General features: G+C 67.3%; 16 protein-coding genes. 8 read left to right on the top strand and 8 right to left on the bottom strand.

Annotated elements, in window-relative coordinates:
- The first annotated feature begins 24 nt into the window (after positions 1-24).
- Complete coding sequence (locus ACT6UX_RS21060) at positions 25-1,077, top strand: DNA recombination protein RmuC (protein ID WP_444777110.1); 1,053 nt, start codon at positions 25-27, stop codon at positions 1,075-1,077.
- 162 nt (positions 1,078-1,239) lie between these two features.
- Here the strand turns inward: ACT6UX_RS21060 and htpX are convergent, their stop codons facing one another.
- On the bottom strand, positions 1,240-2,184 hold the full coding sequence (gene htpX, locus ACT6UX_RS21055; protein ID WP_444777109.1) for a zinc metalloprotease HtpX: 945 nt from the start codon (positions 2,182-2,184) through the stop codon (positions 1,240-1,242).
- 59 nt (positions 2,185-2,243) lie between these two features.
- Between htpX and ACT6UX_RS21050 the strand changes: the two genes are divergently transcribed.
- The 3 genes from ACT6UX_RS21050 to ACT6UX_RS21040 all read left to right on the top strand — a co-directional run bounded on the left by ACT6UX_RS21050 (position 2,244) and on the right by ACT6UX_RS21040 (position 5,188).
- A complete protein-coding gene (locus tag ACT6UX_RS21050) occupies positions 2,244-2,411 on the top strand; it encodes a DUF1674 domain-containing protein (protein WP_444777108.1) in 168 nt (55 codons plus the stop codon).
- Between the two features lie 102 nt (positions 2,412-2,513).
- Positions 2,514-3,845 carry an NAD(P)/FAD-dependent oxidoreductase gene (locus ACT6UX_RS21045; RefSeq protein ID WP_444777107.1) on the top strand — a complete coding sequence of 444 codons (1,332 nt, stop codon included), beginning with the start codon at positions 2,514-2,516 and terminating at the stop codon, positions 3,843-3,845.
- A gap of 101 nt (positions 3,846-3,946) precedes the next feature.
- Positions 3,947-5,188 (top strand): threonine ammonia-lyase, encoded by a 1,242-nt coding sequence (locus tag ACT6UX_RS21040; RefSeq protein ID WP_444777106.1) that lies wholly within the window; start codon positions 3,947-3,949, stop codon positions 5,186-5,188.
- A gap of 6 nt (positions 5,189-5,194) precedes the next feature.
- Here the strand turns inward: ACT6UX_RS21040 and ACT6UX_RS21035 are convergent, their stop codons facing one another.
- Positions 5,195-5,680 (bottom strand): DUF2269 family protein, encoded by a 486-nt coding sequence (locus tag ACT6UX_RS21035; RefSeq protein WP_444777105.1) that lies wholly within the window; start codon positions 5,678-5,680, stop codon positions 5,195-5,197.
- Positions 5,677-6,972 (bottom strand): SDR family oxidoreductase, encoded by a 1,296-nt coding sequence (locus ACT6UX_RS21030; protein ID WP_444777104.1) that lies wholly within the window; start codon positions 6,970-6,972, stop codon positions 5,677-5,679. The genes ACT6UX_RS21035 and ACT6UX_RS21030 overlap by 4 nt, the downstream gene beginning before the upstream one ends.
- Positions 6,973-7,055: 83 nt before the next feature.
- Between ACT6UX_RS21030 and purH the strand changes: the two genes are divergently transcribed.
- Complete coding sequence (gene purH / locus ACT6UX_RS21025; RefSeq protein WP_444777103.1) at positions 7,056-8,669, top strand: bifunctional phosphoribosylaminoimidazolecarboxamide formyltransferase/IMP cyclohydrolase; 1,614 nt, start codon at positions 7,056-7,058, stop codon at positions 8,667-8,669.
- Between the two features lie 73 nt (positions 8,670-8,742).
- On the opposite strand, the gene purT is transcribed toward purH, so the two are convergent.
- Genes purT through ACT6UX_RS21010 form a run of 3 tightly spaced genes read right to left on the bottom strand, consistent with a single transcriptional unit; the run spans position 8,743 to position 14,311 of the window.
- Entirely contained in the window at positions 8,743-9,933 is a 1,191-nt protein-coding gene (purT, locus tag ACT6UX_RS21020) for a formate-dependent phosphoribosylglycinamide formyltransferase (RefSeq protein WP_444777102.1), read from the bottom strand.
- 35 nt (positions 9,934-9,968) lie between these two features.
- Complete coding sequence (locus ACT6UX_RS21015) at positions 9,969-13,106, bottom strand: efflux RND transporter permease subunit (RefSeq protein ID WP_444777121.1); 3,138 nt, start codon at positions 13,104-13,106, stop codon at positions 9,969-9,971.
- Positions 13,106-14,311 carry an efflux RND transporter periplasmic adaptor subunit gene (locus tag ACT6UX_RS21010; protein WP_444777101.1) on the bottom strand — a complete coding sequence of 402 codons (1,206 nt, stop codon included), beginning with the start codon at positions 14,309-14,311 and terminating at the stop codon, positions 13,106-13,108. Before ACT6UX_RS21010 ends, ACT6UX_RS21015 begins: the two co-directional genes overlap by 1 nt.
- Positions 14,312-14,682: 371 nt before the next feature.
- Between ACT6UX_RS21010 and ACT6UX_RS21005 the strand changes: the two genes are divergently transcribed.
- Complete coding sequence (locus ACT6UX_RS21005; RefSeq protein WP_444777100.1) at positions 14,683-15,828, top strand: efflux RND transporter periplasmic adaptor subunit; 1,146 nt, start codon at positions 14,683-14,685, stop codon at positions 15,826-15,828.
- A gap of 9 nt (positions 15,829-15,837) precedes the next feature.
- Positions 15,838-19,023 (top strand): efflux RND transporter permease subunit, encoded by a 3,186-nt coding sequence (locus tag ACT6UX_RS21000; protein ID WP_444777099.1) that lies wholly within the window; start codon positions 15,838-15,840, stop codon positions 19,021-19,023.
- On the opposite strand, the gene ACT6UX_RS20995 is transcribed toward ACT6UX_RS21000, so the two are convergent.
- The gene (locus tag ACT6UX_RS20995; protein ID WP_444777098.1) at positions 19,010-20,242 is read right to left on the bottom strand and encodes an MFS transporter; all 1,233 of its coding nucleotides are present in this window, start codon (positions 20,240-20,242) and stop codon (positions 19,010-19,012) included. The two genes, ACT6UX_RS21000 and ACT6UX_RS20995, sit on opposite strands and share 14 nt — an antisense overlap.
- Positions 20,243-20,310: 68 nt before the next feature.
- Here ACT6UX_RS20995 and ACT6UX_RS20990 point away from each other — a divergent pair, with 68 nt between their 5' ends.
- A complete protein-coding gene (locus ACT6UX_RS20990; protein ID WP_444777097.1) occupies positions 20,311-20,904 on the top strand; it encodes a TetR/AcrR family transcriptional regulator in 594 nt (197 codons plus the stop codon).
- Here ACT6UX_RS20990 and ACT6UX_RS20985 read toward each other — a convergent pair.
- Positions 20,891-21,388 carry a DinB family protein gene (locus ACT6UX_RS20985; protein WP_444777096.1) on the bottom strand — a complete coding sequence of 166 codons (498 nt, stop codon included), beginning with the start codon at positions 21,386-21,388 and terminating at the stop codon, positions 20,891-20,893. The genes ACT6UX_RS20990 and ACT6UX_RS20985 overlap by 14 nt on opposite strands.
- Between the last annotated feature and the right edge of the window lie 14 nt (positions 21,389-21,402).

Raw genomic sequence — 21,402 nt, 5'->3', positions numbered from 1 at the left:
GCCGGCGGCCTATAAGCAAGGGTAATGGATACCCTCTCGATCGCCCTCCTCGCCGCCGTCGTTGTGCTGGTCCTCGTGCTGGTCGTCGTGCTGATGCGCCAGGGCGGCGGCAGCCATGAGGCCGAGCAGCGGATGCAGCAGCAACTCGCCCTGGCGCTGAGCCAGCAGGCCGAAACCGTGCAGCGGGTCGAGAAGTCGCTACGCGAGCAGGAGCAGGCGCTGGGCAAGGTGGTCGCCGAGCGGCTCGACCGCACCGAGAAGGCCACCGGCCAGATCGTCACCGACCTGCGCGAGCGGCTGGTCCGCATCGACGAGGCGCAGAAGAAGATCGGCGAACTCTCCACGCAGGTCGTGAGCCTGCAGGAGGTCCTGTCCAACAAGCAGGCCCGTGGCGCCTTCGGCGAGGTCCAGCTCAACGACCTGGTCCAGAGCGCGCTGCCGCCCTCGGCCTATGATTTCCAGGTGACGCTCTCGACCGGCGTGCGCGCCGACTGCCTGCTGAAGCTGCCCAACCCGCCGGGCTCGATCGCCATCGACGCCAAGTTCCCGCTGGAAAGCTACAGCCTGCTGCGGGCGGTGCCGGCCGGCGACGGCGCGGCGCTGCTGGCAGCGCAGCGCGCTTTCCAGCAGGCGATCCGCAAGCACATCGCCGACATCCGGGCCAAGTACATCGTGCCCGGCGAGACCGCCGAATCGGCCCTGATGTTCCTGCCCTCGGAAGCGGTCTACGGCGAGCTGCATGCCAACTTCACCGGCCTGGTCGAGGAATCCTACAAAGCGCGTGTGTGGATCGTGTCGCCCACGACCATGATGGCGACCCTCAATACCGTGCGCGCCGTCCTGAAGGACGTGCGCATGCGCGAGCAGGCCGGCGAAATCCAGAAGATGGTCGGGCTGATCCTGGGCGACGTGAAGCGGCTCGACGACCGGGTCGACAATCTCAAGAAGCACTTCGCCCAGACCGAGAAGGACCTGCGCGAGATCGACACCTCGACCACGGCGATCACCCGCCGCGGCGAACGCATCCTGGCCGTCGACCTCGGCGAGGAACCGGTGGCGCTACCGCCGAAGGTTTAGCGGGCAAAAAAACCTCCGTCGTCTCGACCGAAGCCTCGCGCAGCGAGGCGGAGCGGAGAGACCTCCTCTCGACGATTAGCCGGCTTTAGGTGGAGGGAAGATCTCTCCACTCCGCCCCTTCAGGGGCTCCGGTCGAGATGACGGCTTCTTTGTTGCGCCGCCTTACCCCCACGGACCGCGGCGCGGGGTCTGCGGGGCGGGATTTCCCCACGGGCCGCGAGGCGCCGACGAGGCCTGCGCGCGCGGCTGCGCATAGCTTTGGCCGCCCATCGCCTGCAGGCGCGCGATGCGCTCCTCCATGGGCGGGTGTGTCGAGAACAGGCTCGACATGCCGCCGGCCAGGGCGAGCGGGTTGGCGATGTACATGTGGGCGGTCGCCGGATTGCGCTCGGCCGCCTCGTTGTGGATCTGCTGCGTGCCGGCATGCAGCTTGGCCAGCGCCGAGGCGAGCCACTGCGGCTGGCCGCAGATCTCCGCGCCCATGCGGTCGGCCTCGTATTCTCGGCCGCGGCTGATCGCCATCTGCACCAGCATGGCGGCCATCGGCGCCAGGATCATCGCGGCGATGGCGACGATCGGATTGACCAGCGGCCGGCCCTCGGAATCGCGGCCGCCGCCCATCAGGCCGCCGAAGCTCGCCAGCATGCCGATGGCGCCCGACAGGGTCGCGGCCACGGTCATGATCAAGGTGTCGCGGTGGCGGACATGGGCCAGCTCGTGCGCCATCACGCCGGCCACCTCCTCTCGGCTGAGGTGGCGCAGCAGGCCGGTGGTCGCGGCCACGGCAGCATGCTCGGGGTCGCGGCCGGTGGCGAAGGCGTTCGGCTGGTCCTCGTCGATCAGGTAGACGCGCGGCATCGGCAGGCCGGCGCGCTGCACCAGCTCGTGGACGATGCCGAACAGCTCGGGCGCGTTCTCGGGCCCGACTTCCTGCGCGTTGGCCATGCGCAGGACCATCTGGTCGCTGTTCCAGTAGGCGAAGAGGTTCATGCCCAGTGCGGCGACGAGGGCGATGACGAGGCCGGTCTGGCCTCCTAGCAGGTAGCCCGCCACGAGGACGAAGCCCGTCAGCGCGGCGAGCAGGAGGGCGGTCTTGACGTAATTCATGCCGGGTAAGTTGGTCTGCAAAAGTGGCGAATCAAGGTAGGGACAGGCATCATGCGGCCATGACCGACACCAGCAAGCCCACCCCGCCGGAGCCGCCGAAAGCCGACCCGGCCACTCCCCCCACGCCTGAGAAGCCCAAGAAGGTCGAGGAGATCGGCGGCCCGCCCGGCCCCGAGCCGACGCGCTACGGCGACTGGCAGTTCAACGGCAAGGTGACAGACTTCTGAAAGAAGTCTGTCATCCCGAGCGCAGCGAGGGATCTGGCAGTGGCACGAAGACTGCCTCGCCTGCTCTATCCGAAGAACTCCGACCAGGCCCCGAGTAAGCCCATGACCAAAGCCGACATCTTCCACCCCAGCTTCAAGGCACAGCCCTGGTGGTGGGAGGCGTGGACGCCCAACAACGCGCTGAGCATCGATCCGCCGGCGAAGACCGACGTGGTGATCGTGGGGGCCGGCTATGGCGGCCTGTCGACGGCGCTGGAACTGCGGCGCAACGGCATCGACTGCGTGGTGCTGGAGCGCGGCGTGTTCGGGATCGGCGCCTCGACCCGCAACGGCGGCATGCTCTCGGGCGGCACCAACATCGCCAAGGGACTGGGCGGCAAGAACCCCAAGGTCGAGGCCGAGTTCGAAGCCAACAAGGCGGCGTTCCTGGGCAGCGGCGCCGATTCGCTGCAGACCCTGATCGACATCATCCACCGCGAGAAGATCGACTGTGGCCTGATCACCAACGGCCGCTTCACCGGCGCCTGGACGCCCAAGCACTACGACGACCAGGCGCGAAAAGTGGAGATGTTCAACAAGTACGCCAATGTCGGCGCCGAGATGATCCCGCGCGAGCGGGTGCGCGAGATGATGGCGTCGGACTATTACTATGGCGGCATGTATGTGCGGAGCGGCGGCAACCTCCACCCCGCACGCTACTACAAGGGCCTGCTCGAGGCGGCCCACCGCCAAGGTGCCGTGCTGTGCGGCGAGGTCGAAGCCGAGCGCATCGAGAAGACTGGAAATGGCTGGCGCGTGCTGACCGCCAAGGGCCCGATCGCCTGCCGGGAAGTCGTGATCGCGACCAACGGCTATACCGGAGACCTGACGCCGAAGCTGAAGATGCGGGTCGTGCCGGTCGCCAGCCACATCATCGCCACCGAAGAGCTGCCGATGCCGGCAACGGATCTGATTCCGCTGCAGCGCTCGATCGGCGACACCAAGCGGGTGCTGACCTATTACCGGCCCTCCCCCGATGGAAGGCACATGATCTTCGGCGGACGCGCCCGCTTCACCGCGGCGCCGCCCGAGGTGAGCGCGCCGATCCTCTACCAGTACATGATCGACCGCTTCCCGCAGCTCAAGGGTATCCGCATCACCCATGTCTGGACGGGCAACGTCGCCTTCGCGCTCGATTCGATGTCGCACATGGGCCAGGACGACGGCATGCACTATCTGCTCGCTTGCAACGGCAGCGGCGTCGCGATGATGACCTATCTCGGCACCCAGACCGCGAAGAAGATCGCCGGCGGCTCCAACGCGCCGGTCAATGCCTTCGACGGCCGCGACTTCCCCGGGCATCCGCTCTACAACGGCGATCCCTCGCTATACCTCCCGCTGATCGGCGCGCTCTACCGCACGCGCGACTGGCTGGATCGCAAGATGGCCGGTTAGCGACTCATTGGAGCGCGCCACTCCAGTGGCGCTCATGCGCCGTCGCCGAGCAGGATATGAGCGCCACTGGAGTGGCGCGCTCCCATGAGATTGAGTCCGATATGACCAGCGCTTCGACAGACACCCTCCCCGTCTCCCTCGCCGATGTCCGCGCCGCCGCAGCGCGTATCGCGGGCGCCGTCGTCCATACGCCCTGCCTGCGCAGCGAGACGCTGTCGCGCATCGCCAAGGCCGATGTCTGGATCAAGTTCGAGAACCTGCAGTTCACCGCCTCCTTCAAGGAGCGCGGCGCGCTGAACACGCTGCTGCAGCTCACCGACGAAGAGCGCCGCCGCGGCGTCATCGCCATGTCGGCCGGCAATCACGCGCAGGGCGTGGCCTATCATGCCGGGCGGCTCGGGATTCCCGCGACCATCGTGATGCCGTCCTTCACGCCCAACACGAAGGTGAAGCACACGCGCGGCCACGGCGCGCGGGTTGTCCTGATCGGCGACACGCTCGCGGAAGCGGCGGCCGAGGCGCATCGGCTGGCCGCCGCCGAGAAGCTGGTCTTCGTCCATCCCTACGACGATCCCCGTATCATCGCGGGCCAGGGCACGATCGCGCTGGAGATGCTGGCCGACGCGCCCGAGCTCGACACGCTGGTCGTGCCGGTCGGCGGCGGCGGCATGCTGGCGGGCTGCGCGGTCGCAGCGCGCGGCCTCAAGCCGGACATGATGGTGATCGGCGTCGAGACGGCCGGCTACTCGGCGATGCGCCAACTGCTGGCCGGCGAGCCCGTCACGGTGGGCGGCGACACGATCGCCGAGGGCATCGCCGTGCGCGACATCGGCCGGACGCCGCTCGCCATCGCCCGCGCCCTGGTCGACCGGGTGCTGGCGGTCGACGAGGTGGCGATCGAGCGCGCCATCGCGCTGTTCCTCGAGGTCGAGAAGACCGTGGCTGAGGGCGCTGGTGCCGCCGGCCTCGCGGCCCTGCTGGCCCATCCCGAGGTCTTCGCCGGCCGCAAGGTCGGGCTGGTCCTGTGCGGCGGCAACATCGACACCCGCCTGCTGGCCTCGGTGCTGCTGCGCGGCCTGGTCCGCGACGGGCGCATCGTGCGGCTGCGCCTGATGATCCCCGACCTGCCCGGCCAGCTCGCCCGGGTCGCCGGCCTGATCGGCGGCGCCGGCGGCAACATCGTGGAAGTGCAGCACCAGCGCCTGTTCGGCAGCGTGGTCGCCAAGTCCACCGAACTCGACGTCACGGTCGAGAGCCGCGACCGCGACCACGCCCGCGAACTGGTCACGGCGCTGCAGGCCGAGGGCTTCACGGTCCGCGTCCTGGAGGGAGCGGACGCTTGATCTCCTTCACCACAGGTCGGGCTTGGCGACCATCAGCAGATAGATGACGACCAGCGCGATGAAGGCGGGCCATCCGAGAGTGAACCAGATCCGCATGGCGCTGTAATAGTCAGGCGGCAGGGGCTGGCCCGTGGCGACCGCTTGCGCCGCAAGATCACGGGCGCGGATCTGCAGCACGACGACCGGCACCCAGCAGATGAAGGCGAGGACGTAGAGCGCATAGGTCACAACGAGCCAGGAGGCTGCGGGATCGAGGCCGCTCTGCATCGCAAGCGCCAGGCCGGTGATCGGCTGCACAATGCCCGCCGGCAGCGTGAACAGCCAATCGGCCAGGACGACATTGCCCGTCACGATGGCGATGCCGCGCACGTCGCCGCGCAGATGCGCGAACCACATCTGGAAGGCCGTGCCGATGCCCGTCCCGAACAGCACCGTGCTGCTCAGGATGTGCAGCCACTTCATCCAGAGATAGGAATCGATACTCAGGATCACCGCTCCTCCTCCAGGACCACCCACACGGCAATCAGCGCGAGGATGGGCAGGTTCTTGAGCAAGGCCCCGAACGGTTCGAGCCAGAGCCCCGGCGCCAGCACGGTGAGCAGGATCGTGTAACCCGCAACAACGATGAACTGGATCGCCGCCATCCAGCGTGGCCGCCAGCGCGCGAGCAATGCCCCGGCAATCAGCAGGTCTACGCCCGAGAAGGCGAGCGCCAGCGGCCGCGACGGCAGGCCGAGGCTTGAAAACGCGGCATCCACCACGGCGTAGGAAGCGACGGGCGCCAGCACACCGGCGAGGGCCGAGCCGAGCCAAAGCAGGATCAGGATCGTTCGCACCAGCGGCCGCAGAAAGTAGAGGCGGGCGTGCCAGAGATCCTGTGTCTGCGCCGGTCGACGGGCCAGCATGTCGTCCATCCGGCGCGGCGCAAACCCGATCTTGTCGGCGAAGGTCGTGGCCGGCTCATTCCCGGCATTGCCGACCTCGAGCTGGCGCAGGCTCGCTGTGCCGAGCGGGCCGCCACCCGCAAGATCGGCGAGGCGCGCCGCAACGCGCATCACGGGCATCGGGATCGAAAGAACGGGGGCCGGCGCGAGGCCGAGCCAGGCGCGGTACTTCCCGATCAGGCCACGCAAGGTCACCACTTCAGGACCGACGGGTTCGAGGGTCTGTCGCGCAAACCGATCGCTCTCCACGACCCTCACCACCGTCTCGACCAGATCGTCGATATGGATCGGCCGAAACGCCGCTGACCCGTCACCGACAAGCGGACTGATGCCCGGCAAGCCCGCGAGCCCCCGCAGCGTCGACGTGCCCCCATAGCTTCCCTCACCGTAAACGAGCGACGGACGCAGGACGATCCAGTCGAGGGGGAGCGCCCGGAGATGATCGTCGGCCCGCTTCTTGGTCAGGGAATAGATCGTCCCCGCTTCCGTGTCGGCGCTGATGGCGGAGATCTGGACGACGCGACGAACGCCCGTGGCGACGCAGGCGTCGAACAACGCCATGGGCGCCTTGGCATGGATGGCCTCGATATCCTGCCCTCGGCCGCCGTGAAGCACGCCGGCGCAATTGATGACGGCATCGATCCCGGCCAGGCGGGGCCGCCAATCGGACGCCGCGGTATCCCGGTTGAAGTCGGCGGCGAGGGCAGACACACCCGGAAACCTGCTTCGGAGAGCCGCCGGGTTGCGGACCGCGGCAACCACCTCGTGCCCCCGGGCCATGAGCCCGGCGAGAAGCTGCCCGCCAATGAATCCGTTCGCGCCTGTCAGCAGAATTCGCACGGCGGGACCTTAGCAAAACCGCGTCCCCTTGGCGCGATGAGCCGCCATGGCGATCCACCGCCGACCGGGCTAAAAGACCGGCCATGTCCGCCTCGACCCAGTACGTCCCCTCGCCCACGCCCGATCTGGCCCGCATCCAGCGCGCGTTGATCTCCGTTTCCGACAAGGAGGGCCTGGTCGAACTGGGCAAGGCGCTGGCGGCGCACGGGATCGAAATCCTCTCGACCGGGGGTTCGGCCAAGTCGCTGCGCGACGCCGGCCTCAAGGTGGTCGAGGTCAGCGACCATACCGGCTTCCCCGAGATCATGGACGGGCGCGTGAAGACGCTGCAGCCCTCGATCCATGGCGGCATCCTCGCCCGCCGCACCGACGCCGGCCACCAGAAGGCGATGAGCGACCATAAGATCGCGGGCATCGATCTGGTGGTGGTGAACCTCTACCCGTTCGAGGCGACGGTCGCGCGCGGCGCCGACTTCCCGACCTGCGTCGAGAACATCGACATCGGCGGCCCGGCGCTGATCCGTGCCTCGGCCAAGAACCACGACTTCGTGACGATCGTGGTCGACCCGAAGGACTATGCCTCGGTGCTGCAGGAGCTCGATGCCAACAAGGGCGCCACGACCCTGGCGCTGCGCCGCAAGCTCGCGGCCAAGGCCTATGCCCGCACCGCGTCCTACGATTCGGCCATCGCCAACTGGTTCGCGGCCCAGGAAGGCGAGACCTTCCCCGAGCGGCTGACCCTGTCGGCCGAGCGCGTGCAGACGCTGCGTTACGGCGAGAACCCGCACCAGAAGGCGGCCTTCTATAGCGACGGCAGCAAGCGGCCGGGCGTCGCCACGGCGCGCATGGTCCAGGGCAAGGAGCTGTCCTACAACAATATCGGCGACACCGAATCGGCCTATGAGTGCGTCGCGGAGTTCGCCGAGTCCGCCATCGTCGTCGTGAAGCACGCCAACCCGTGCGGCGTGGCGGTCGATGCCGACCAGTTCACGGCCTACCAGAAGGCCTATGCCTGCGACCCGGTCTCGATCTTCGGCGGCATCGTCGCGGTCAACCGCACGCTCGAAGCCAAGGTGGCGGCCGAGCTGGTGAAGCTCTTCCTCGAAGTGGTGATCGCGCCCGACGCGACGCCCGAGGCGCTGGCGATCCTCGCCACCAAGAAGAACGTGCGCGTGCTGCTGGCCGGCGCCCTGCCCGATCCCGCGACGGCTGGCATGACGCTGAAGAGCGTGGCCGGTGGCTATCTCTTCCAGACGCGCGACAACGGTCATCTCACGAAGGCCGACCTCAAGGTCGTGACCAAGCGGTCGCCGACGGCGAAGGAACTCGACGACCTGCTGTTCGCCTTCACGGTCTGCAAACACGTGAAGTCGAACGCCATCGTCTATGCCAAGGACGGTGCCACGGTGGGTGTCGGCGCGGGACAGATGAACCGCCGCGATTCTTCGCGCATCGCCGCCATCCGCGCCGCCGAATCGGGCGAGGCCGCGGGTCTCGCGGTGAGCCCGGCGGTCGGCAGCGTGGTGGCCTCCGATGCTTTCTTCCCGTTTGCCGATGGGCTTCTGGCTGCGGCCGAGGCCGGCGCGACGGCGATCATCCAGCCCGGCGGTTCGATGCGCGACAAGGAAGTGATCGACGCCGCCGACGAGAAGGGCCTCGCGATGGTGTTCACCGGAATGCGGCACTTCCGGCACTGAACGTCTCAATGGAGCGCGCCACTCCAGTGGCGCTCAAAGAGAAGAGCGCAACTGGAGTTGCGCGCTCCAATGACTACCCGACCTTGATCTGCTTGGCCGATGCCATGGCCTTGCGGCGCGCGTCCTTGACGGTGCGGCCGGTCGCGAGCGCGACGGCCATGCGGCGGTGGCCCTTCACCTCGGGCTTGCCGAAGATGCGGACGGACGTGCCCGGCGCGGCGAGCGCCTTGGCGATGCCCGTATAGGTCGGGTCCTCGATGGTGCCGTCGCCAAGGACGGGCACCGAGGCAGCCGGCTGGCAGGTGATCTGCGGGATCGGCAGGCCGAGGATGGCGCGGACATGCAGCTCCATCTCGCTCATGTTCTGCGAGACCATCGTGACCATGCCGGTGTCGTGCGGGCGCGGCGACAGTTCGGAGAACCAGACCTGGTCGCCCTTCACGAACATCTCGACACCGAACAGGCCGCGGCCCTTGGCGCCACACAGCTCGTTCACGACCTTCTTCGCAATATCGCGCGCCTTGCGCAGCGCCGCCTTCGACATGGCATGCGGCTGCCAGCTCTCGCGATAGTCGCCGTCGACCTGGATGTGGCCGATCGGTTCGCAGAAGCCGAAGCCATCCTCGTGGCGCACGGTGAGCAGCGTGATCTCATAGTCGAAGTCGATGGCGCCCTCGACGATCACCAGCCCGGTGCTGGCGCGCGTGCCTTCCATCGCGATCTTCCAGCTCTTCGCGACATCGGCGGGCTTGCGCGCGACGCTCTGGCCGTGGCCGGACGACGACATGGTGGGCTTGATGAAGCACGGGAAGCCGACGGCAGCCGCGCCTGCCTGCAGCTCCTCGAGACTGGCGGCAATGCGATAGGGCGAGGTCGGCAGCTTGAGCTTCTCGGCCGCCAGCTTGCGAATGCCGCGACGGTCCATGGTGAGCTGCGCGGCGCGCGCCGTCGGGATGACGGTCCAGCCCTCCTTCTCCAGCTCGACCAGCGTGTCGGTGGCGATGGCCTCGATCTCGGGCACGATGAAGTCGGGCTCCACCGTCTCGACGACATGGCGCATCGCCCCGCCGTCGCGCATGTCGAAGACGTAGGCGCTGTTGGCGACCAGCATGGCCGGCGCATCGGCATAGCGATCGCAGGCGATGACCTCGATCCCGAAGCGCATGGCTTCGATGACGACTTCCTTGCCGAGCTCGCCCGAGCCCAGCAGCATCAGCTTGATCGCGGAGGGCTTGAGCGGCGTACCGAATTTCTTGATCTTCATGGGGCGATGATAGCAGCTGCCCCCGCAGCGCGCCTCTAGTGCGCGGGCGGCGGTGCCGAGTTCTTTCCGTCCGACTTCACCTCCTCTTTCCGCCGGCGCGTGAGCAGGCGGAAGAAGAGCGGGACGAAGAGGATGGCGATGAAGGTCGCGGCCAGCATGCCGCCGATGACGCCGGTGCCGATCGAATGGCGGCTGGCCGATCCTGCGCCGCTGCTGATGGCGAGCGGCACCACGCCCAGGATGAAGGCGAGCGACGTCATGACGATCGGCCGGAAGCGCAGCTTGGCCGCCTCCATCGCCGCATCGTAGGCCGAGAGGCCCTGCCGGTAGCGCTGCGAGGCGAATTCGACGATCAGGATGGCGTTCTTGGCGGCGAGACCGATGAGCGTGATGAGGCCGATCTGGAAATAGACGTCGTTCTCCAGGCCACGGATCCAGACCGCGAGCAGCGCGCCGAACACCGCGAAGGGCACGGCGGTGAGGACGGCGAGCGGCAGCGACCAGCGCTCGTACTGCGCCGCCAGGATCAGGAACACCATGACGAGGCCGAACACGAAGCCCAGGCCGCCCGTGCCCTGGGTGGCCAACTCCTGATAGGCCGACCCGGTCCAGCCGATCGTGTAGTCGCCCGGCAACGTCTCGGCCACGACCTGCTGCATGGCCGCGATCGCCTGGCCCGAGGAATAGCCCGGCGCCGGCCCGCCCAGGATCTTGGCGGCCGGGAAGATGTTGAAGCGGTCGACCGTGTCGGGGCCGACGATGCGCGTCACCGTCACCAGCTCGTTGAGCGGCACCATGACGTTCTTGTCGGACTTCACGAAGACGTGCCGCAGGTCCTCCGGCCGCTCTCGGAAGTCGGACTCCGATGACAGGCTGACGCGATAGGTGCGCCCGAACAGGGTGAAGTCGTTGACGTAGAGGCTGCCGAACGAACTCTGCATAGTGTCGAAGATCGAGTTGATCGGGATGCCGATCGCCTTGGCTTTGTCGCGGTCGACGTCGATCCGGTACTGCGGCACGCTGGTGGAGAAGGTGGTGGAGACGCCCGCGAGTTCCGGATGTTTGGCCGCCGCGGCCACGACCTTGTTGGCCGCTTCCGCGAGGCTGGCCAGCGAGCCGCCGGACCGGTCCTGCAGATAGAACTCGAAGCCGCCGGTCGTGCTCATGCCCTGGATGGGCGGCGGGTTGAAGCCGATCACCACGCCGTCTCGGAAGTGGGTGTTCAATCCGGCGAGGGACGGCGCGAGGTTGCGCGCATCCTGGGCCGGCTCCGTGCGCTCGGACCAGTCCTTGAGCGTGACGAAGGAGATGCCGGAATTGGTCTTCTGGGCGCCCGAGAGGAGGTCGAAGCCGGAGAAGGTGACGATGTTGGCAACCGCGGGATTCTTGCCCAGCTCCTCGGTCGCCTTCGCCGTCACCGCGCGCGTACGCGTCAGCGAGGCGGCGGGCGGCAGCGCCGTCACCAGGAAGACGTAGCCCTGGTCCTCGTTGGGCACGAGCCCGCCCGGGACGCGCTGGAACAGGAACACGGTGGCACCGACGATCACGGCGAAGCCCGCCAGGCCGAAGATGGCCCTCTTCAGCAGGAACGAGACGCCGCCGGTATAGCGCTCGGTAACCCACGCGAAGCCTCTGTTGAACCTGGTGAAGAACCATCCGGGCTTCTCGTGGCCGGGCTTCAGGATCAGCGCCGCGAGCGCGGGCGTGAGCGTCAGCGCCACGATCCCTGAAATCACCACCGAGACGGCGATGGTGACCGCGAACTGGCGGTAGAGCTCGCCCGCCAGGCCGCCCAGGAAGGACACCGGGATGAACACCGCGCAGAGGACCAGGACGATGGCGATGACTGGCCCGGTCACCTCCTGCATCGCCTGCACCGCCGCGTCGCGCGGGCTCTTGCCCTCGGTGGACATGATCCGCTCGACGTTCTCCAGCACCACGATCGCGTCGTCGACGACGATGCCGATCGCGAGGACCAACCCGAACAGGGTGAGAAGGTTGATGGAGAAGCCCAGCAGGTACATGCCGGCGAAGGTGCCGACGATCGACACCGGGATGGCGATGATCGGGATGATCGTCGCCCGCACGCTCTGCAGGAACAGGAAGACGACCAGCACCACGAGGATGACGGCCTCGATGAAGGTGATCACCACTTCCTCGATCGACACCTCGACGAAGCGCGTCGTGTTGAACGGCACGTCGTAGCGCAGCCCCTCGGGAAAGCGCTTCGAAATGCGCTGCATCGTGTCCTGCACCGACTGCGCGACCTGTAGCGCATTGGCGCCGGGCTGCAGATAGACGCCGATCGGCACCGCCGGCGCGCCGTTGAAGATCGCCGAGAAGCCGTAGGTCAACGCGCCCAGCTCGACCTTGGCCACGTCCTTGAGGCGCAGCGCACCGCCGATCTCGTCGGAGCGGATGATGATGTTCTCGAACTGCGTGGGATCGACCAGCCGCGCCGGCGTCGTCACCGAATAGGTGAACTCCTGCGGGTTCTTCATCGGCTCCTCGCCGAACCGGCCGGCCGCGAACTGCGAGTTCTGTTCGCGGATGGCGGCCGCCACGTCGCCGGGCGTCAGATTGTATTGCGCGAGCTTGTCGGGTCTCAGCCAGACGCGCATGGAATAGTCCGAGGCGCCGAACAGGGCGGCATCGCCGACGCCCGGCAGGCGGCGCAACTCGTCGATCACGTTGACCAGCGCGTAGTTGCTGATGAACACCGTGTCGTAGCGCCGGTCCGGCGACGACATGGTCATCACCATCAGGATCGACGACGATCGTTTCTGGACGACGACGCCCTGCCGCGCGACCTCGGCGGGCAACAGCGGAAGCGCCCGCTGCACACGATTGTTCACGTTGATGGCGTTCTGGTCGGGATCGGTGCCGATCTGGAAGCTGACCGTCAGGCTCATCGTGCCCGAGCCGGTCGATGTCGAGCGCATGTAGATCATACGTTCGACGCCGTTGATCTGCTGCTCGAGCGGTGCTGCCACCGTGGAGGCGATCGTCTCCGCCGTCGCGCCGGGATAGCTCGCCGTGACCACCACGTCGGGGGGCACGATCTGCGGATATTGCGAGATCGGCAGCGCGCGCATGGCCACGAGGCCCGCGAGCACGATGACGATCGACAGGACACTGGCGAAGACCGGCCGGTCGATGAAAAACTTCGAGATCACGGTCTGGTCCCGCCCGCCGCCGGTGTTGCGGCCGGGGTGGCGGGTGCCCCGGAGGCGTCGATCGGCTTCACCTTGATGCCGGGCCGCACGCGGATGACCCCGTCCGTGACGACCCGTTCTCCGGCCTTGAGGCCGCTCTTCACGATCCAGCCCTTCTCGACCTCACGGTCGAGCTGGACGGGGCGGGCCTCGGCCACGTCGTTGGCGTCGACGACATAGACGGCGGCACCCTGAGGACCCTGCACGATCGCCGTCTTCGGCACGAGAACGGCATTCGGCATCGTGACGCCGATGATCTCGACCCGCACGAACTGGCCGGGCAGCAGGCCCCGCTTGTCGTTGGGGAAGACCGCGCGGATCTGAACCGTGCCGGTGCGCGGGTCCACGATGCTGGAGCTGATGTCGACCCGGCCGTCGAATGGATAGACGTCGCCGTTGCCGAAGCGCAGCTTCACGGTGACGTCATCTTCGGTCAGCGGCTTGGCGCGCTTGCGGTTGATCTCCGTCAGCTCGCGCAGTTCGCCGTCCGTGGTGGTGAAATAGACATAAGCGGGATCGAGCTGCGTGATGCGGGTGAGCACCGTCTGCTGCGGCTGGACGAGCGTGCCCTGGGGCGGCGAGGCTTCGATGCTGGTGAGGCCTGCGATCGGCGCCTTGATGACCGTGTACTCGAGATTGAGTTCAGCCGTCTGAACATCGGCCTTGGCGGAAGCGAGCGCCGCCGTGCTTTGCTCGCGCGCGGCCGTGGCGTCTTCCAGGGCCTTCTGCGTCGAGACCTGGCGAGCTGCCAACCCTTCGACCCGGGTGAAGTTCTCCGTGGCCTGGGTCAGCGTCGCCTGCGCCTGCGCTTCCTGCGCCTTGGCGCGGGCGAGCGACGCCTCATAGCTGCGGGGATCGATGCGGAACAGCACGTCGCCCGCCTTGACGGCCTCGCCATCGGTGAATTCCCGCTTCAGCAGGAAGCCACCGACCTGCGACCGGATCTCGACGACACGGAAGCCGGTCACTCGGCCTGAATAAAGCAAAGGCAGCGGTACGTCGGCGGACACCAACGTGACCACTCCAACCTCCGCAGGGGGTGGCGCCGCAGCGACAGGCGGCGCCTTGGGACCGCGCAGGGCGAACCAGTAGACGCACGCCGCAGCGAGCGAAACCAAAGTGACAGCAATGACGGCAATTCGAACCGGGGATGCCTTTGCCATCTAGGCGTCTCCATCCATCGGTCCGCGCCAAAGGCTGCCGCCGTGACCCCAGCGCGAGCGCGCCACGACAGTCGCAGACGCTCCCTCTTCTTTGTCGAACCTGAACACAGGCGCCCCCTCCGCACACGGCAAGGCGACGCATGACACCCCGCTCACGACCTTGCTAAACGTGGATGGGTGCGCAACGTTCCGAATCGAACCGACGGATTTGCGCGCCGAACGGCAGGCGCTGCAGGCCTTTAACCCTACAGTTGTTGCTGAAACTTCGTTCCCGGGAAGTGCGCCAGTTACTCCGCGAGGAATTGACACAGCCTAACGCGGCAACCACATGTCGGCTTCGCGACGCAGAATTGTTCGCGGGGGAGTCCCAAGTGTCCGTTCGTCGCCGCCTGCTGGCCGTTGCCAGCCTGAGCCTCTTGGCTTTTTCATCTCCATCCTTCGCCCAGGGCGGCCCGCCGGCCATGCCGGTCGGCGTTTCCGAGCCGCTGGCGAAGCGCGTCACCCAGTGGGACGAGTATTCCGGCCGCTTCGAAGCCGTCGCGACCGTCGAAGTGCGGGCGCGCGTCTCGGGTTTCATCGACAAGATCGACTTCCGCGACGGCCAGATCGTCAAGGAGGGTGCGCCCCTGTTCACCATCGACAAGCGCCCTTACGAGATCGCGGTCGAATCGGCTGAGGCCGAGGTCGCGCGCAACAAGGCCCAGGTCGATCTCGCGGAGCTGCAGGTCGGCCGCGGCGCGTCACTGATCGCCTCCCGCACCATCACCGAGGCGGAGCAGGATTCGCGCAAGTCGACGCTCGCCGTGGCGCGTGCCCAGCTCAAGTCGGCCGAGGCGGCGCTGCGCAACGCCCAACTGAATCTCGAATGGACGAATGTCACGGCGCCGATTGCCGGCCGCATTTCGGACCGCAAGGTCGATGCCGGCAATTTGATCTCGGGCGGACAGACCGGCGCCACCCTGCTGGCCACCATCGTCACGCTCGATCCCATCCGCTTCGTCTTCGACATCTCCGAGGCCGATCATCTGCGCTACAGCCGCCTCATCCTGTCGGGCGCGCTTGCCTCTTCGCGCGACGGCGCCAATCCGGTCCGCATCCGGCTCTCCGACGAGACCGACTGGAAGCGCACCGGCAAGGTCGACTTCGTCGACAATGCAATGACCGCGCGCTCGGGCACGATCCGTGTGCGCGCCCTGGTCGACAACAAGGACCAGCTGCTGACACCCGGCATCTTCGGCCGCCTGCAGCTGTTCGGCGGCGAGTACGACGCGCTGCTGGTGCCCGACTCGGCCATCATCTCCGACCAGGCCCGCAAGATCGTGTTCGTCGTTGGCCCCGGAGATGTCGTGCAGGCCAAGCCCGTGACCCTGGGCACGATCGTCGACGGGCTGCGCGTGATCCGCTCGGGCCTGGAGCCGACGGACAAGGTCGTTCTCGACGGCCTCGCCAATCCCATGGTCCGGCCGGGCGCGAAGGTCGTGCCCCAGAAGGGCGAGATCGTCGCCAAGGCCAAGTAAGGGCCCCCCATGCGCTTTTCACATTTCTTCATCGACCGGCCGATCTTCGCGTCGGTGCTCTCGGTCATCATCGTGATCGTGGGCTTCATCGCCCAGCGCGGGCTTCCCGTGGCCGAGTATCCCGAGATCGCGCCGCCGACCGTCAACATCACCGCGACCTATCCCGGCGCCTCCGCCGAGGTGATCGCCGAGACCGTCGCCACGCCGATCGAGCTCGAGGTCAACGGCGTCGACGACATGCTCTACATCGAGTCGCAGTCGACCGGTGACGGCCGCCTGTCGATCAACGTCGTGTTCAAGCCCGGCGTCGACATCGACCAGGCGCAGGTGCTGGTGCAGAACCGCGTCGCGGTCGCCCAGCCGCGCCTGCCCGAGGACGTGCAGCGTCTCGGCATCGTGGTGCGCAAGGCCTCGCCCGACCTGATGATGGTCGTGCACATGGTCTCGCCCGACGGCAGCCGCGACCAGCAGTACATCTCGAACTACGCCACGCTCTACGTGAAGGACGTGCTGACCCGCGTCGACGGCGTCGGCAACGTGCTGGTGTTCGGCGGCCGCGACTACTCGATGCGCATCTGGCTCGATCCCGCGAGGGTCGCGGCGCGCAACCTGACCGCTGGCGAAGTGGTGCTGGCGCTGCGCGCGGCCAACCTCCAGGTGGCGGCCGGTGCGGTCAACCAGGCGCCGGCTGTGTCGCCGGGCGGGTTCACCCTGTCGGTGCGCACGCTGGGGCGGCTGAGTTCGCCCGACCAGTTCGAGAACATCGTGATCCGCGCCGAGCCGGACGGCTCGGTGACGCGCCTGCGCGACATCGCCCGCGTCGAACTAGGCGCGCAGGACTACACGCTGAACGCCTACCTCAACAACAAGACGGCTACCGCGCTCGGCATCTTCCAGCGTCCCGGATCCAACGCGCTTTCCACCTCGGATGCGATCATCGCCGAGATGGAACGGTTGAAGAAGACCTTCCCGTCGGGCCTCGACTACACGATCGTCTATAACCCCACGACCTTCATCCAGGCCTCCGTCGACGCCGTCATCACGACGCTGTTCGAAGCCGTGATCCTGGTCGTCATCGTCGTGATCCTGTTCCTGCAGACCTGGCGTGCGGCGATCATCCCGATCCTCGCCATCCCGGTCTCGCTGATCGGGTCGTTCGCGATCATGGCCGCGGTGGGCATCTCCTTCAACACGCTGTCGCTGTTCGGCCTGGTGCTGGCGATCGGCATCGTGGTCGACGACGCCATCGTCGTGGTCGAGAACGTCGAACGCTACCTGACGCAGGGCATGTCGCCCAAGGAAGCCGCGCACAAGACGATGGGCGAGGTCGGCGGCGCGCTGATCGCGATCTCCCTGGTGCTGATCGCGGTGTTCCTGCCGACGGCGTTCATCACCGGCCTGCAGGGCACCTTCTACAAGCAGTTCGCCATCACCATCGCCGCCTCGACCGCGATCTCGGCCTTCGTGTCGCTGACGCTGTCGCCGGCGATGGCGGCGCTGCTGCTGAAGACGCATGCCCTGTCGCACGTCGAGAAGCCGAAGCCCGGCCTGATGGAGCGGCTTGCCTGGCCGGTCCACTGGTTCTTCCGGCACTTCAACCGCGGCTTCGAGGCGCTGTCGAACTTCTACGGCCGCATGACAGCACGGGTGATCCGCATGGGCTTCATCATGCTGGTGATCTACGCCGGTCTTCTGGCCCTCACCCAGAACCGCCTCGCATCGACCCCGACCGGTTTGGTGCCGCAGCTCGACCGCTCCTACCTGATCGCGGCCATGCAGCTTCCCGCCGGCTCGACGCTCGAGCGGTCGGACGCGCTGGTCCGCAAAGCCAGCGAGATCATCATGTCGCGGCCGGGCGTCGCGAACGCCGTCTCGTTCGTCGGCTTCGACGGCGCGACCTTCACCAACGCGCCCAACACCGGCGTGATCTTCGTGACCCTGAAGCCCTTCAAGGAGCGTCCCGGCATCACCAAGGACATGATCCTGGCTGACCTGCGCGGCCAGATGTTCGCGCTGCGCGAGGCCTTCGTGTTCGTCCTGGAACCGCCCGCCGTGCCCGGCATCGGCACCGGCGGCGGCCTCAAGGGCTACGTACAGGACCGCGCCTCGCGCGGGCTGACCGCCCTGGAAGGCGCCACCTGGGCCCTGGCCGGCGCGGCCGGACAGGCCCCGGGCCTCACCCAGGCCTTCACGCTCTACAATACGCGCACGCCGCAGATCTATGCCGACATCGACCGGACCAAGGCCGAGCAGCTCGGCGTGCCGATCGCCCGCGTGTTCGAGACGCTGTCGGCCTACATGGGCTCGGCCTACGTCAACGACTTCAACATCCTCGGCCGCACCTACCGTGTGACCGTGCAGGCCGACGACCCCTATCGCCTCACCCTGCGCGACGTCGAGAACCTGAAGACGCGCAGCGTGAGCGGCGAGATGGTCCCGATCGGCGCGGTGGCGACCTTCGAGGACATCACCGGTCCCTATCGCGTGGCCCGCTACAATCTCTACCCCGCGGCCGAGGTGCAGGTCGCCCTGCAGCGCGGCTACTCCTCGGGTCAGGGTATCGCCACGATGGAGGCGCTGGCCGAGAAGGTCCTGCCCTCGGGCTTCGGCTTCGAATGGACAGAGATCGCGCTGCAGGAGAAGCTGGCCGGCAACACCGCGATCCTGGCCTTCGGCCTCGCCGTGCTGTTCGTCTTCCTGCTGCTGGCGGCGCTCTACGAGAGCTGGCTGCTGCCGCTCGCCGTCATCCTGATCGTGCCGATGTGTATTCTCGCGGCGATGATCGGCGTGAACATCCGCGGCCTCGACCGCAACGTCCTGGTCGAGATCGGCCTCGTCGTGCTGGTCGGTCTGGCGGCAAAGAACGCCATCCTGATCGTGGAGTTCGCCAAGCAGGCGCATGAGCAAGGCATGAATCGCTTCGACGCGGCAGTCACCGCCTCGAAGACGCGGTTGCGGCCCATCCTGATGACTTCGCTCGCCTTCATCCTGGGCGTGGTGCCGCTGGTCATCAGCACAGGCGCCGGCGCGGAAATGCGCCAGTCGCTGGGCACGGCGGTGTTCTCCGGCATGATCGGCGTCACGATCTTCGGCCTGATCTTCACGCCGGTCTTCTACGTGCTCTCCGTCGGTCTGGCCGAGCTGCGCTTCAAGTGGCGCAAGCAGGAGATCAAGCCGGACTTCAAGCCGCAATAGGCGTCGGCGCGGGTGGCGGACGCATCAGCGCGAACGCCACCTGCACGATGCCGGCGGTGAGCCCCATCGCGACCCCGAGGCGCCAGGCGAGGTCGTAGGAGCCCAGCGCGTCGAACAGGAGACCGCCGCCCAGGGCGCCGACGAAGCTGCCGACCTGGTGGCTCATGAAGGCGACGCCCTGGATCATCGCCTGCCAGCGCAGGCCGAACATCTCGACGACCGAGCCGGCGACCAGCGGCCCGACCCCAAGCCACAGGAAGCCCATGGCCGAGGCGAAGATGAGCGTGCTGACCGGCGTCGGCGGCATCACGAAGTAGCAGGCGAGCACGATCGAGCGGGCGATGTAGATGCCGCCCAGCAGGCCGGGCTTCGACCAGTGCCCGCCGGCCCAGCCGAAGAAAAGACTGCCGAATACGTTGAACAGCGCGATCGCGCCCAGCGCGCCGGCGCTGAGCGACGGATCCATGCCGCAGATCGCGAGATAGGACGGCAGGTGCGTGGTGATGAACAGAAGCTGCATGCCGCACACGAAGTAGGCGGCCGTCATCACCAGGAAGGATGGATTGCGCAGCGCGGCCCTGAGTGCCGCGCGCGGAGAGGCGGCGCTGATGTCTCCCGTGGCAGGTACCGGAGGCGACAGCCGGTCGACCCGGCCGGCGATCCAGGCTGCAGGCAGCATGAAGACGGTCAGCGCGAGAAATCCAAGCAGCCCGGCGCGCCATCCCAACTCGGTCGTGAGGGTCTGCTCGAGCGGTGCAGCGAGCAGCGCGCCCAGCGAGCCGGTGGCCGTGATCGCTCCCAGCACGAAGCTGCGCGCCTTCGCAGGTACGGCGCGGGCGCCCACGGCGAGCGAGATGGCCGAGGCGGTGCACGCCAGTGCCATGCCGATCAACACACCGCCGCCCAGCATCACCTCGGTCATGCCGCCCGCCATCGCGAACAGGCCGAGCCCCGCAATATAGAGAGCCGAACCGCTGATCATGATCGGCCGGAAACCCAGCCGAACCGCCAATGCGCCTGAGACCGGCTGCAGGAAGCCCCAGGCGAGGTTCTGGACGGACATGGCCAGCGCAAAGTCGGAGACCGTGAGGGCGATGTCACGCGTGAGCGACGGCATCACCAGTCCGAAACTCTGGCGCACGCCCATGCCGAGGCTCAACATGACGGAGGCACCGATCAGGATCGGCAGGACGGGCCGCAGGTCCTTGAGGGTGGCCATGGCAGCGCCTTTCGAATTACACAGGTCTGTGTAATCTACGGACGGCGCCGGAAAGGGGTCAAGACGGCATGGCGAGAGCGGATGTCAGGGCAGCGATGCAGGAACGCATCCTCGAGACGGCGGACCGGCTGTTCTACGGGCAGGGCATCCGCGCCGTCGGCGTCGATACGATCGCGGCCGAGATCGGCATCAGCAAGCGCACGCTCTACAATCACTTCCCGTCGAAGGACGATCTGATCGTGGCCTACCTGTCGCGCCGGCTGAAGCCCGCGCCACCGTCCGACCGGCCGCCGATGGAACAGATACTGGGTGCATTCGACCGGCTGGAGCGCACCATCGCGACCGGCGTCTTCCGCGGCTGCCCCTTCGTGAACGCCGTGGCCGAACTCAAGGAACCCGCCCATGCCGCCAACAAGCTCGCGCTGGCCTTCAAGGAACAACGGCGGACGTGGTTTCAGGGACTTTTGGAACGGCTCGGCGTCGAGCAGGCCCACTTGCTGTCGATGCAGCTCCAACTGCTGACCGACGGCGCGATCGCTGCCGCCCTCGTGCGCGGCGATCCCAAGGTCGCAGCGGCGGCGCGTGAGGCGGCGGCGGTTTTGCTGAAGGCGGCGGGCGTTAACCCCTCGAGAAGCGGTTCGAGTGAGGTCAAGTCGGATTAGGCCGCAGGATACGGTGCAGGTCGAGGACCGGCGGCCTGTGTCCCAGCTGTGAGAGCAGCGTGTGGACCTGCGCCCGGTGATGGGTCTGATGATTGAAGAAATGCGGCAGGATCACCGACCACGGATCCTCGGTGTCGAAACCGGAATTGTTGACGTAGCGCACGCTGCCCTGCTCGAACCCCTCGGGCAGGGTCGCGAAGAACTGTTCCATGTGGCGGTCGAGGCGCTCGCGCTCCGCGCGCAACGCTTCGAACTTCTCGAACTGGACCGCGCCAAGGCCCGTCGAGACATGCGAGCCACCTTCGAACCGGGCCATCCAGATGCGATCGCCCAGCAGCAGATGGTTCAGCGTACCGTGCACGCTGCCGAAGAAGGCCCCGAGATCGCGCCGGTACTCCGCGCCGGAGAGCCCGGCGCAGGCCGCATAGAGCGTCTCGTTGGCGAGCCGGTTGTAACGGGCGTATTGCGCCCAGATCCCGCTCATGGCCTCCCCGCGGC

The organism is Reyranella sp. (assembly GCF_052439685.1).
GTDB lineage: Bacteria > Pseudomonadota > Alphaproteobacteria > Reyranellales > Reyranellaceae > Reyranella.
This window is presented reverse-complemented; position numbering and strand designations above follow the sequence as displayed.

Coding starts and splice junctions, on each gene's coding strand:
- ACT6UX_RS21060 (WP_444777110.1), top strand. CDS start 25: ATGGATACCCTCTCGATCGCCCTCCTCGCCGCCGTCGTTGTGCTGGTC.
- ACT6UX_RS21045 (WP_444777107.1), top strand. CDS start 2,514: ATGACCAAAGCCGACATCTTCCACCCCAGCTTCAAGGCACAGCCCTGG.
- ACT6UX_RS21040 (WP_444777106.1), top strand. CDS start 3,947: ATGACCAGCGCTTCGACAGACACCCTCCCCGTCTCCCTCGCCGATGTC.
- ACT6UX_RS20985 (WP_444777096.1), bottom strand. CDS start 21,388: ATGAGCGGGATCTGGGCGCAATACGCCCGTTACAACCGGCTCGCCAAC.
- purH (WP_444777103.1), top strand. CDS start 7,056: ATGTCCGCCTCGACCCAGTACGTCCCCTCGCCCACGCCCGATCTGGCC.
- ACT6UX_RS20990 (WP_444777097.1), top strand. CDS start 20,311: ATGGCGAGAGCGGATGTCAGGGCAGCGATGCAGGAACGCATCCTCGAG.
- purT (WP_444777102.1), bottom strand. CDS start 9,933: ATGAAGATCAAGAAATTCGGTACGCCGCTCAAGCCCTCCGCGATCAAG.
- ACT6UX_RS21000 (WP_444777099.1), top strand. CDS start 15,838: ATGCGCTTTTCACATTTCTTCATCGACCGGCCGATCTTCGCGTCGGTG.
- ACT6UX_RS20995 (WP_444777098.1), bottom strand. CDS start 20,242: ATGGCCACCCTCAAGGACCTGCGGCCCGTCCTGCCGATCCTGATCGGT.
- htpX (WP_444777109.1), bottom strand. CDS start 2,184: ATGAATTACGTCAAGACCGCCCTCCTGCTCGCCGCGCTGACGGGCTTC.
- ACT6UX_RS21050 (WP_444777108.1), top strand. CDS start 2,244: ATGACCGACACCAGCAAGCCCACCCCGCCGGAGCCGCCGAAAGCCGAC.
- ACT6UX_RS21010 (WP_444777101.1), bottom strand. CDS start 14,311: ATGGCAAAGGCATCCCCGGTTCGAATTGCCGTCATTGCTGTCACTTTG.